Below are 11,679 nucleotides of genomic sequence, written 5' to 3'. Positions count from 1 at the left end.
AATTATATTGCCTCGAATATAGACATCATCATAGATAGGTTCAACTACAATACCTTGGCTATTTATGGCACCCTCACCCTCATCGTTTGAAATCTTTTCCAAGTCATCATCATAACTAAGGTAAAATGGCTTATATTTAGCAGGCAGTATCACCTTTGTTTGTTTATCCATTAATCCATACATACGATCTTTTTCTATCTTATAAACGCTCGTTTCTTCTGAAGACAACGGTTCAATTTCATCATAAATATAAGGAACAACCAATCTTCCCTGAGTATCTATAGCACCCCATTTACCCGATTGCTGGACAAATGCAAAACCATTATCGAAGCTACGACCGTTTTCAAAATCCAAGGTAGTAAGTACTTTATTATGCTGATCAATGTATCCAACTTTATTGTTTTTAATAACTAGCGCTAAATTGTCATGAAAGGGTGCTATTACCTCATAGATTATAGGTACAACTAACACATTAGACTTGTTAATCACTCCCATTTTTCCATTCTTAAAAACTCTAGCAAGACCTTCCTTAAACGCCCAAGCGTTATCGTACTCAAGAGGAATAATGCGCTTTCCTGATCTATCAACATATCCCCATTTACCCTCTTTGGTAGCAATAGCGAGTCCATCGAAAAACTTACTGATATGGTCGTACTGATAATCAGAAATAACATTTCCTCTACTATCAACTAAACCATATTTGCCTTGTTTTTGTGCAATAGCGACGCCTGATTCTACGCAGCTTGCCCAAATACCTTCATCGACTGGCGGCTTGGTACATTCTTCTGCAATCGCATGCTGTAGTGTTAGTCCTTGTATAACAGTAGCGGCTATGAGTAGCTTCAAAACCTGATGTCTTATGATTATCACTTGTGCTCCTTTGTATAAAAACTGCATCAACTTAACAGTATGATCAGTGATTCTGTTAAATAATCCCAATCCCGCTCAACAACAACTGCCCACCAGCAAAGACTAACAACACGCCAAACGCTCGCTTAAGCATAGCGGCAGGCAATACATGAGCGAGCTTGGCACCGACTTTTGCCATCGCAAAGCTAGCCACTGAAATACATAAAAATCCCGTGATATGCACAAACCCTATCGTGCCCTCAGGCAGATTGACCACGTCTTGACCGAACCATGCAAACCCTGCCGCGCCAGCCAATGCAATTGGTAGACCACATGCCGCAGACGTACCGACTGACTGCTTCATCGGTAGTCCAGCCCAATTCAAAAACGGCACAGTCAAACTACCACCACCAATACCGAAGATAGAAGACGCCATACCAATGCCCGTACCAGCACCAAACTGAATACCAGCAGGTGGCAGCGGCTTGCCCAACTGTTCTTTATTAGAGAAAAACAGCATTTTTAACGCGACCAATAGCGCGCCAACCCCGATAATGGCTTGTAATAATTTGCCATCGATCATATCCGCGATACCAGCGCCGACCAAACTACCGATGACCAAGCCCAATGCCATCTTTCGCCATACTTCCCAGCGGACACCGCCACGCTTATTATGAGCTGTGAGTGAGCTAATCGAGGTCACAACGATGGTCGCCAGTGAGGTACCAATCGCCAGATGGGTGATAACCTCTGGTGAAAAGCCATAGGCAGTAAAAATCCACACCAGTGCCGGTACGATAATCATGCCACCGCCAACGCCAAACAAGCCAGCACTGACGCCAGCGAATGCACCTGCAATCACAAACCACACATATAACATCATCGAATTAGCCTTTTATCACTTCTGCTGTTTGAACGGTATTTGTGTATGACTGATTTGCCCGTTTATGTACTTAATAGCTTGTTCTTAATTACATTTGCCAAATCACAACCCGATCTTTATGCTGTCTACTCTAGGGTGTGTCACCAATTAGATTATGAGCATTAACATGCGATAAATTGATGAAATACTCTAGGCGACGCTCTATCGAAAATCGTTCAGTATATCAAAGATTATCTTAGCTAACCTAAATAGAATAAACTTATGCCGATATCTAACCAGCCATTTAACGCTTCATCAAAGTCACTACGACTTAATCATTCGCCTATGCTAAATCATCGTCATGTCGTGAGTAGCGCCTCTACCAATAGTGAGCTGATAGACGCCATACAAGACGGTACATTAGATGCGACCGAGATGCACTTATTAACGGCTGAGACCCAAAGCGCTGGTCGTGGGCAACACGGACGCTCATGGCAGTCACCACCTGGCAATGCTTACCTGTCTCTCTACCATCCTGTGCACTTACCCGTTAGCGGACTGCTGTCATTAATCATCGGTGTTGAACTGGCACAAATGCCCGTTATCCAAATACTAAATGAGCAGTTGCTAGTACAAGGACTCACACCTATCGGCGTAAAATGGGCAAATGATCTGGGCTTTTACCAGAGCAAACATCGACCTCAAGGCCAGTCTACTTTAGGTAACACGAATGTGCATAATACGGCATTAGACAGCCAGACGCTGCCGTTTCATAAACTCGCAGGCATTCTGATCGAACCTGTATCGCAAGCAGGCAAGCTGGTTGGGGTGGTCATAGGTGTGGGACTCAATGTACGAGCGACACCAAATCTCACAGCACAAACCGCTGAAGGCATGAGTTATCAAGCGATTAGCTTACAAGATATTGCTGAGACGCTACAGCCAAAAATACAAACCGACTATATAACAGACTTACGTGAACTCTATCAGCAAATGAGTCAGGCACTAATGAGCGCCATGACGTGCTTTGAGTACCTAAGTATAGAAAAATCAACGGGCCATAGTTATTATCTGGATAGGTTTTTAAAGCAGTTTGACTCGATGGATGCATTGCGCGAGCTGCGATTACGGGTAACCCAAGAGCATAACGGTCAAACAAATATACTTACAGGCTACGCTTGTGGTATCGATACACATGGATGTTTGCAATTGCGCCAAGATAGCGGTAATATTTCTGCTCTTTTTACTGGACGCATTGACGTTATTCAAACGGCTTAATCGTTTAATCAACGAGTACTAAAGGGAATTTTATGCTCTGGCTTGATCTTGGAAATACCCGCCTAAAATACTGGCTCACCGATGATATCGGTCAGATAGTCACACATGATGCAAAACAACATCTGCAAGCACCCGCCGAATTACTGATGGGTCTGACAGATCGCTTTGAGCGTTTTGCCCCTGATTTTATTGGTATCTCATCGGTACTAGGTGACGAGCTAAATGTTAAGGTAGCGGAGACTTTAAGCCGTCTAAATATTCCGTTTAAATTTGTCAACGTTGATGCAGCACATCCGCTCATGAAGAGCGCCTATAATGATGAACAGCTAGGCTGTGATCGTTGGCTACAGATGCTGGGCGCGGTGGATAAGAAAAAACGCCAGTGTGTGATTGGCTGCGGTACAGCGGTGACGATTGATTTGATCGATCATGCTGAGCACTTAGGCGGTTATATATTTCCTAGCATCTACCTACAACGTGAATCGTTGTTTTCTGGTACCAAGCAAATCACCATCTCTAACGGTACTTTTGATAGTGTCAGTCAAGGTATGACCACACAAGATGCGGTACATCGCGGTATACTGTTATCCATCGTCGGTGCCATCAATGAGATTAGCCATCGTCACCCTAACTTTGAATTGATAATGACAGGGGGTGATGCAGCCATTATCGCCCAGCATATCAATCGCCCTGTACGCCTGCGTGATGACTTGTTGTTAAATGGTCTGGCACGATATTTTGATCATAGTAAATAGCCAGTAGCAAGTCTTATGAGCTTTCATAAGTTAGAAAAAAGCAGTACGTCTGAGGCGTACTGCTTTTTTGATTTAAAAACATCTGAATTCTCTGTTGCTGCCTATGGTGCTATATATGTAATAGGTAAGCTAACCCTTGCTCTTACGGCTTTCCCTTTAATCATAAATGGCTTCATTTGACCATATTTTGCCTGTTGGATAGCACTTCTATCCAAGCATGAACTACCGCTGCTTTTTTTGATTTTTACATTAGTAATTTTGCCTTGCTTATCAACCGATACATCTAACAAAATATTGAGTTTGGTGCCATTACTCATAGTATTTATACAATGAGGTTCGATTCTAAATCTAGGCATTTTCACCCAAGATACATTATTAGTAGGAACTTGAGTAACTGGCTCTGATTCAGACAAATCAATCAACTCTGCCTGTGCAGGCATCGTACTTGCTATCATCGTAAACAATGCAAACATAGTGACTAATAGGCTATTAGCACCGATAGATTTTATGTTGGTTAGTAAAGAAGAAACGGTATTAACGTCTGGCTTAGTATATAGCTTACGAGTCATAATATAAATAATCTCACACAATATTTTCATGATAATCAATTGTCTGCATCTTATGCTGTCAGCTGTTATAGAATAAAAACTGAAAAGCAGGACGTCTTAATCGACCTACTTTTTGTTATGTTCAAATACGAGAGTTACGGTGCTCTAAATGTAATTGGTATATCAACCCTACCTTCTACAGCCTTTCCTTCTCTTAAAAAAGGCTTGAAACGAGCTCTCTTAAGCTCTCTAGCCACCCGTCTATCTATATCTGTTATACCGCTACTCTTAATTACTTTTACATTTCTGATACTACCTTGCGTATCAACGCGCAAGGAAAAAACCATTTTTAAATCGGTTCTATAACACTGGATAACATTTCCATATCGGTCATATGAACAATCAGTTAAGCGTGAACGCGTAAAACGATCAAGTCCGTCAAGATTAGGCGGTCTCAACCAGCTAGCATCTTGACTAGCAAATTTAATAACGGGTTCAGGACTAGACAAATCAACTAGCTCTGCTTGTGTAGGCGTTGTGCTTACTATCATCGTAAACAATCCAAACATAGCGACTAACAGGCTATTAGCACCGATAGACTTTATGTTGGTTAGTAAGGGAGAAGTGGTCTTAAAGTCTAGCTTGGTATGTAGTTTACGAGTCATAATATAAGTCTTTTATTTCAGTTATTCATCAGTCATTAAAAAGTGCCACGCTATGAGAGACATAACGTAGCACATTTTTGATTTTCAGGGTAAACATAATTCGATTATTACTAACTTATTATGCCACGCTATCAGTGTTTTATTTAACAGGAGACTTGATAGTGACCGCGGCAGTCATCGTATCATTGTCACCTACCAACTCCATCACCAACTCTTCATCACTCTCTGTCTTAACCTGCCAGTTGCCAGTCGCTTTTGGTACGCCTGTCACCATGACAGAGATTGCTTTATTTTTTAGGCGAATCATTGGTGGCTTATGAGCATAGCCATCATGATCTAGGCCCAACACATCATCAGCAATAGTAGCAGCCTGCGCACGCAACGGTGCTACATAACGGCAAGGTACGCCATCGATAGACATACAATCACCAATGGCATAAATATTGGATGTATTGGTACGCAATGTTGACGCATCGACTACGATACCCGTACGACGGTCGAACTCCACACCAGCAGCAGCAGGCAATTGATCATCAACGGTCAGACCTGTACTGGCAATCACATGATCGACAATAAGTGGCTCGGTTGGCTCAGCAGCACTGTTTTCTGCCGCTGATGGCAGTGCCTCATAACTGACCTGTAACTGTCCATCGCTATCTTCACTGGTGCCATCACTGATACGAGTAATAGCAGATACCTGATAACCGCCTAAAAAGTTAATGCCTTGTAACTTCACCGCTTGAGCGATACGAGCCGTCGCTTTTGGCGGTAGCATTTGTGATAGTGGCGCATCGTTTAAATCAATGAGCGTCACTTGATGACCAGCTTTTAGTAAGTCCTCTGCAATCTCCGTCCCAACCATGCCCGCACCGACGATAGCAACGTGCTGACTGCCAGTGGCTAGCTTTTCTTGTAGCTGTCCAAAGCGCTCAATATGATTGACATGCCATACCAAATCTTCTGGCAAGCTTTTGGGAAAAATAGGATGCGCACCCATAGCGAGCACCAGCTTGTCATAGCCGATCGTGGCGTAATTGGTATAAACAGGATCTGAGCGCAGTGCAGAGACAAGCTGCAACTGCTGGGTGGCAGCATCAACATCCGTTACTTGCGTATTGGCAAGCAGCTTAACATTTGCCGCTTCTGCGGCATCAACGCCCGTTGCTCTAACCAAATCTGCTGCACTTTTCTTTTGGCTAATCGCCATGGTCAACATTGGCTTGTGGTAACGATCACCACTATCAGCGGTCACCAACGTAATCGGAATATCTTTGTCTTTTGCCCGAATGGCATCGATCACATGCCAGCCCGCCAAACCTGCACCAATAATCACGATACCATTATTTGATTGTTCTACACTCATATTAGCTCCGATATAGATAATAGATTATTTTAATTGTTAGAATATTGACCGTTATTGTATCAGTAAACAGCTATTCACTTATACAGTCAACCATATCGATATGGTAGTTAAATATATCAATCTATCGCCACAAAAAAAGCGCCTATTAATAGACGCTTGAAAGTATGAAGAAGCTAAATATAGTGTTAGTGATTGAGAATCTTTGATAAGAACTGCTGAGCACGATCACTCTTTGCTCCTTCAAAAAATTCATCTTTGCTACAGTTTTCTACGATATGACCTTCATCCATAAAGATAATACGATTGGCTACCTGACTGGCAAAACCCATTTCATGCGTCACACACATCATCGTCATACCATCACGAGTCAACTCAACCATCACATCGAGCACCTCCTGAATCATCTCAGGATCAAGCGCCGAGGTTGGCTCATCAAATAGCATCGCCACAGGATCCATCGCTAGCGCACGTGCAATCGCTACCCGCTGCTGCTGACCACCAGACAGTTCTGCCGGATACTTGGCCGCTTGCGCGGTTAGACCCACACGGTCTAGATAGGCCATGGCTTTTTGCTTGGCTTCAGATTCTTTACGTCCCAATACTTTGATTTGCGCGACTGTCAAATTATCGATAATCGTCAAATGCGGAAACAACTCAAAATGCTGAAACACCATACCTACGCGGCTGCGCAGTTTGGGCAGATTGGTCTTTGGGTCACCGACAGAGATACCATTGACCATGATGTCACCTTTTTGAAAAGGCTCAAGCCCATTGACCGTTTTGATTAAGGTCGATTTACCGCTGCCCGATGGTCCACAAACGACGACGACATCCCCTTTATGCACGTGCGCCGTACAGTCAGTCAATACTTGAAAGTCACCATACCACTTACTGACATTAGCAATTTCAACCACCATCTCGTCACTAGCATGACCACTATTGGTAACCAGTCCACCAAAGGCATTTACGTACGTATCAGCATTGCTCATTACTGGCTCCTAACCACATTATTCTTGATAATCAATATTTAAAAAGGTAAAACAAATACTAAAGCGGCACCTTAAAACTAAAAAATCTGGGGCAAAAGTCTATTAGAACCGTAAACGCTTTTGAATTTGTTGTACACCAATAGAAGCACTGACACTAATCACAAAATAGACAGCGCCAGCACCTAATATATAAGGTGTGAGTAAACCCATCAACTCTCCTCGCACGTAAGCAGCACGGAAAAAATCCGTCAAACCAATCGCAAATACCAAGGTAGTATCTTGGAACAAGATAATACATTGCTGCAAAATAAGTGGCAGCATCTTGCGAAACGCTTGCGGCAAAATCACCAAGCGCATGGTCTGCCCATAAGTCATGCCGAGTGCTTTAGCAGCATTGACCTGTCCGCTACCAATAGACTGAATACCAGCACGTACCACTTCTGAAAAGTAAGCCGCCTCAAACATCATAAAGGCAACCACACAAGACGCAAACGCAGCATCTAACTGTAAATACTTACCTGCCACCCAAAAATAAATCATCGGTACCGCAAAGTAGAACCATAGCAATACCAACAGCAACGGCACTGAGCGGAAATAATTGACGTATAGCTTTGCGGGTATCTCTAACACCTTGATACCAGACAAACGCATCAATGCCAATACGGTACCCAGACTGATACCACCAAGTATCGCTAAAAACAATACTTTTAAGGTGGTGATCATACCACTCATCAAACCAGGATAAGCTGTGGCTAATTCGGTCATCATATTCATTTTTGACCTCCTGCAATCAAACCAGGCACGCGTAGTTTACGCTCAATCAAACCCATAATAGCAATCAAGGATAAGTTGAAGACCAAATAAATAATCGTTGCGTAAGTATAGATCTCGATGCTGTTTTGAGTATATTCACTGATAGTTTTGGTTTGACTAATCAGCTCCATGACACCTACTAAAGAAGCAACCGAAGCGTTTTTGAAGCAATTGGTAAGCTCAGAGCTGAGCGGTGGTAATATAATTCTAAAAGCCTGCGGTAACAGAACTTCTTTATAAACTTGAGGAATACTAAAGCCGAGTGCGTAGGCTGCATTGACCTGCCCATCAGGTAATGACTCAATACCAGTACGTACTTGCTCAACGATACGAGCCGCAGTAAATAAGCCAAGACCAATACTCGCTGATAGCATGGCTGAGGTATTGGGAGATAAATCCTTATACCACCAGTCTTGTATTGCAGGTGTGAGCCAGCCTGGGGCAATATAAAACCAAAAGAATAATTGTACAAGCAATGGAATATTACGAAAAAACGTGACATAAGCCGTACCAATAGCACGAGCGGGTTTATTGGGTAAGGTGCGCATGATGCCAAAGATGGTACCCACTACCATAGCAATAGCCCACGCAATACTACCAATTAATAACAGCCAGCCGAGACCAGTAATCATCCAATGGATATAAAGCTCGCTACCAATGCCCGTATGCTCAAAGAGCACACCCCAGTTCCAGCTATAATTCATGATTTGTCTCTCCGAATAGCAATTGAAAATCTTACGTGCCAAATGGACAATAAATTTCCATCTGAACACGTAAGCAAGCTAGGTTGAAGGACGATAACTACTGTGCCTCTACTTCTTTTGGCTGTGCGCTGTCATGCGGATTGGCAATCAATGCTTTTAGGTTGTCAGACATCTCAAAATTTAGATTGACGTTTTTTGGTGGGATTGGGTTCAAGAACCACTTGTCATAAATACTGTTAATCTCGCCCGAACTAAAGACGTTGGCCAATGCTTCATCAACCACTGCTTTGAACTCTGGATCGTCATTACGCATCATACAGCCGTAGATTTCAAACGACTGAGGCTGACCAACGATGACCCATTCATCAGGATTTTTCGCTTTGGCTTTTTCACCAGCGAGCAGTACATCATCCATCATAAAGGCATCGGCACGGCCTTGCTCTAACATCAAGAAAGCTTCACCATGATCTTTGGCAGATATGATATTGATATCCATACTATTTTCGTCATTGTACTGACGAATATAACGCTCTGAGGTCGTTCCTGCTGTAGTGACTAGCGTTTTGCCTTTTAGATCTTCAAACTCTTGGATACCAGAATCTTTTTTGGTTAATAGGCGCGTACCAATTTCAAAGAAACCATTAGAAAACGCGACTTGTTTTTGACGCTCTTCGTTATTGGTCGTTGAGCCACACTCAAAATCGACTGTGCCGTTTTGCACCAGTGGAATACGTGTTTGTGAGGTAATCAAGTTATAACGAATTTGTAGATCTGGCATATCTAGCTTTTCTTTGACAGCATCAACGACTTTCATTTCCAAATCGTGTGCATAACCAATAGGCTGATTCGGATCGTCAGCGATATAAGAGAATGGGATAGAGGAATCACGGTGACCAACAACAATAGTTCCAGAGTCTTTGATTTTTTGTAGCGTACCATTCATGCTCTCTGACGTGGCACTATCATCTGCTGGCGCATCGGTGCTGGTTTCGCTGCTATTATTACAACCTGTCAAAGCCAATGCTACCAATGCAGCTAAAGTCAACGGTTTAGAAAAGAAGTAAGTCATGAAAAACATCCTTTTATCACAAAGTTAAATGAGCGCTTGGACGACATAGGTCTGGCAATTGGCTGACCTTACTATCTCGCATCCATACGATTGTTGCTGGTATTTATCAAAATGAAACTTAAAGTTACTGTACAACAAATTTATGCTAGAAGGTAATTTTTTTTAATAAAGTCATTATTTTGTCATATCTTTACTTTCCTATAATCAAAGGCAAACACTCATCACTGCCTTGTTCGAGCAAAAGACTTTAGAGGATTATTAAAAAAATAGACATACATACAGAATAAAAGAGCTGATTGATAAATCACGATGAATCCCCATAAAGTTAACAACTTCCCAATACTGCAAATGACTTATGACACAAGACACTCAAGCCCCAAATACGGACAGCCAAACCGCTAGCAACTACAGCGATAACGATGTGCGCCAACGATTCTTTATCGAAGATTCTCCCGTACGTGGTGATGTGGTGCGCCTCTCACGCAGCTATGCAAGTACGATTGCCCAAAAGCCCTACCCTGAAGCCATCAAGCGTTTATTGGGTGAAATGCTGACTGCTGCCAGTTTGCTCATTAGCACGGTCAAAATAAATGGTCGTTTATCCATCCAACTACAGTCATCGGACAGCGACAGCTTGCTTAACTGGGCAATGGCAGAATGCGATCAAAACGGTGTCATCAGAGCGCTTGCCAGTTGGAAAGCTGAAACTGATGAGCAGGTACAAGCATGGAACAATATGCTCCACGCCAAAGAAGCGTTTGCAGAGCTAGGCGCACCTGGGCAAGGCGTTTTGTTTATCAATATTCAGCCTGATGGTGGTGAGCCTTATCAAGGTATCGTTGAGCGCAGCCATGATAATTTGGCAGACTGCTTAGCCCATTATCAAAAGCAATCGGCACAGATTCCAACGTTGATTAACTTGGCTTCGGATGGTCTACAAGCAGGTGGTATATTGGTACAGATGCTGCCTCGTACTGCCGCAGAAACTTATGAGGTTGAGCAAAACGAAGATGCGGGTATTGACGATGATTTATGGATACGCTTATCTGTATTGACACGCACAGTCAAGGCCGAAGAGCTGACGACGCTTGACGCCAACGAGATTCTATATCGTCTGTATCATGAAGAAAATATCGTTGCCCCTGAGCCTGCTCCCTTGTCATTTGGTTGCACTTGCTCACGCGAGAAATGTGAGACAGCCATTGAACAAATCGGTGAAGCAGAAGCCTTAGAGATCGTAGCAGAGCAAGGCGGCACGTTTGAGATGGATTGCGGTTTTTGCGGTGAAATCTACAAGTTTAATAAAGATGATGTAACAGCAATATTTGCTGAGTAAGTTGTCTTACTTACTATAAATTAGCCTTTATAGAAATACTAAAACCCCTCAAGTGTGATGCTTGAGGGGTTTTTGTTTTATACTAAGTTTTTAAATATGGGTTGAACCAGAAATGAGACATACAGAACTATTAGAGAGTGATAGGAGTATTAGGTTTCCAAAGAGAACTATGTGGATAAGCTTTTCAATTATTTTAGCTATGGCAGCTGTAATATATCTTTGGTTCAGCTTCAACGAAACTAACGATTGGTCTAATATATCACTAGGCGACATTGGTGCAATTCTTTCTGGAACCTTCACAGCATTGGCTTGGTATTGGTTCATTGAAGCTTATTTGTTACAGAGCAAAGAGTTAGCCTTGCAACGTAGAACCTTAGAAACTCAAGTTGAAGAACTAAAGCATTCTGTGCGTGCACAACAAGGCTCTGAACAGGCTCTTCATATACAT

At 42.7% G+C, this 11,679-nt stretch carries 13 protein-coding genes; 4 read left to right on the top strand and 9 right to left on the bottom strand.

Going from position 1 to position 11,679, the window contains the following annotated elements; all coding sequences use genetic code 11:
• Window positions 1–870: WG repeat-containing protein (locus ACT3RN_RS11725; RefSeq protein WP_444518665.1), on the bottom strand; the 870-nt coding region annotated here is incomplete at its 3' end.
• Window positions 871–925: 55 nt separating this feature from the next.
• The gene (locus ACT3RN_RS11720) at window positions 926–1,729 is read right to left on the bottom strand and encodes a sulfite exporter TauE/SafE family protein (protein ID WP_192520237.1); all 804 of its coding nucleotides are present in this window, start codon (window positions 1,727–1,729) and stop codon (window positions 926–928) included.
• A gap of 264 nt (window positions 1,730–1,993) precedes the next feature.
• Here ACT3RN_RS11720 and ACT3RN_RS11715 point away from each other — a divergent pair, with 264 nt between their 5' ends.
• The gene (locus tag ACT3RN_RS11715) at window positions 1,994–2,989 is read left to right on the top strand and encodes a biotin--[acetyl-CoA-carboxylase] ligase (protein WP_444518664.1); all 996 of its coding nucleotides are present in this window, start codon (window positions 1,994–1,996) and stop codon (window positions 2,987–2,989) included.
• Between the two features lie 32 nt (window positions 2,990–3,021).
• Window positions 3,022–3,744, top strand: coding sequence for a pantothenate kinase (locus ACT3RN_RS11710; protein WP_444518663.1), 723 nt, complete (start codon window positions 3,022–3,024; stop codon window positions 3,742–3,744).
• A 101-nt stretch (window positions 3,745–3,845) separates the two neighbouring features.
• On the opposite strand, the gene ACT3RN_RS11705 is transcribed toward ACT3RN_RS11710, so the two are convergent.
• The 7 genes from ACT3RN_RS11705 to ACT3RN_RS11675 form a co-directional block, all read right to left on the bottom strand.
• A complete protein-coding gene (locus ACT3RN_RS11705; protein ID WP_444518662.1) occupies window positions 3,846–4,313 on the bottom strand; it encodes an energy transducer TonB in 468 nt (155 codons plus the stop codon).
• Window positions 4,314–4,447: 134 nt separating this feature from the next.
• Complete coding sequence (locus ACT3RN_RS11700; protein WP_444518661.1) at window positions 4,448–4,957, bottom strand: energy transducer TonB; 510 nt, start codon at window positions 4,955–4,957, stop codon at window positions 4,448–4,450.
• Between the two features lie 139 nt (window positions 4,958–5,096).
• A complete protein-coding gene (locus ACT3RN_RS11695; protein WP_444518660.1) occupies window positions 5,097–6,320 on the bottom strand; it encodes an FAD-dependent oxidoreductase in 1,224 nt (407 codons plus the stop codon).
• 185 nt (window positions 6,321–6,505) lie between these two features.
• Window positions 6,506–7,237 (bottom strand): amino acid ABC transporter ATP-binding protein, encoded by a 732-nt coding sequence (locus tag ACT3RN_RS11690; RefSeq protein WP_225739285.1) that lies wholly within the window; start codon window positions 7,235–7,237, stop codon window positions 6,506–6,508.
• Window positions 7,238–7,411: 174 nt separating this feature from the next.
• Window positions 7,412–8,083 carry an ABC transporter permease subunit gene (locus tag ACT3RN_RS11685; protein WP_192520334.1) on the bottom strand — a complete coding sequence of 224 codons (672 nt, stop codon included), beginning with the start codon at window positions 8,081–8,083 and terminating at the stop codon, window positions 7,412–7,414.
• Complete coding sequence (locus ACT3RN_RS11680; protein WP_192520333.1) at window positions 8,080–8,826, bottom strand: amino acid ABC transporter permease; 747 nt, start codon at window positions 8,824–8,826, stop codon at window positions 8,080–8,082. Before ACT3RN_RS11680 ends, ACT3RN_RS11685 begins: the two co-directional genes overlap by 4 nt.
• A gap of 97 nt (window positions 8,827–8,923) precedes the next feature.
• Window positions 8,924–9,895 carry a glutamate/aspartate ABC transporter substrate-binding protein gene (locus tag ACT3RN_RS11675; protein ID WP_192520332.1) on the bottom strand — a complete coding sequence of 324 codons (972 nt, stop codon included), beginning with the start codon at window positions 9,893–9,895 and terminating at the stop codon, window positions 8,924–8,926.
• A 355-nt stretch (window positions 9,896–10,250) separates the two neighbouring features.
• Here ACT3RN_RS11675 and hslO point away from each other — a divergent pair, with 355 nt between their 5' ends.
• Window positions 10,251–11,231: an Hsp33 family molecular chaperone HslO gene (gene hslO / locus ACT3RN_RS11670; protein ID WP_444518659.1), complete on the top strand. Its 981-nt coding sequence runs from the start codon at window positions 10,251–10,253 to the stop codon at window positions 11,229–11,231.
• 169 nt (window positions 11,232–11,400) lie between these two features.
• On the top strand, window positions 11,401–11,679 hold a 279-nt coding region (locus ACT3RN_RS11665; protein WP_444518658.1), incomplete at its 3' end, for a hypothetical protein.

It is taken from the genome of Psychrobacter sp. AOP5-GZ1-6, from assembly GCF_052376345.1.
Lineage (GTDB): Bacteria > Pseudomonadota > Gammaproteobacteria > Pseudomonadales > Moraxellaceae > Psychrobacter.
This window is presented reverse-complemented; position numbering and strand designations above follow the sequence as displayed.

Bases quoted from the DNA above. Each gene is read 5' to 3' on its own strand.
- ACT3RN_RS11720 (WP_192520237.1), bottom strand. From the start codon at position 1,729: ATGTTATATGTGTGGTTTGTGATTGCAGGTGCATTCGCTGGCGTCAGT.
- ACT3RN_RS11715 (WP_444518664.1), top strand. From the start codon at position 1,994: ATGCCGATATCTAACCAGCCATTTAACGCTTCATCAAAGTCACTACGA.
- ACT3RN_RS11710 (WP_444518663.1), top strand. From the start codon at position 3,022: ATGCTCTGGCTTGATCTTGGAAATACCCGCCTAAAATACTGGCTCACC.
- ACT3RN_RS11705 (WP_444518662.1), bottom strand. From the start codon at position 4,313: ATGACTCGTAAGCTATATACTAAGCCAGACGTTAATACCGTTTCTTCT.
- ACT3RN_RS11700 (WP_444518661.1), bottom strand. From the start codon at position 4,957: ATGACTCGTAAACTACATACCAAGCTAGACTTTAAGACCACTTCTCCC.
- ACT3RN_RS11695 (WP_444518660.1), bottom strand. From the start codon at position 6,320: ATGAGTGTAGAACAATCAAATAATGGTATCGTGATTATTGGTGCAGGT.
- ACT3RN_RS11690 (WP_225739285.1), bottom strand. From the start codon at position 7,237: ATGGTGGTTGAAATTGCTAATGTCAGTAAGTGGTATGGTGACTTTCAA.
- ACT3RN_RS11685 (WP_192520334.1), bottom strand. From the start codon at position 8,083: ATGAATATGATGACCGAATTAGCCACAGCTTATCCTGGTTTGATGAGT.
- ACT3RN_RS11680 (WP_192520333.1), bottom strand. From the start codon at position 8,826: ATGAATTATAGCTGGAACTGGGGTGTGCTCTTTGAGCATACGGGCATT.
- ACT3RN_RS11675 (WP_192520332.1), bottom strand. From the start codon at position 9,895: ATGACTTACTTCTTTTCTAAACCGTTGACTTTAGCTGCATTGGTAGCA.
- hslO (WP_444518659.1), top strand. From the start codon at position 10,251: ATGACACAAGACACTCAAGCCCCAAATACGGACAGCCAAACCGCTAGC.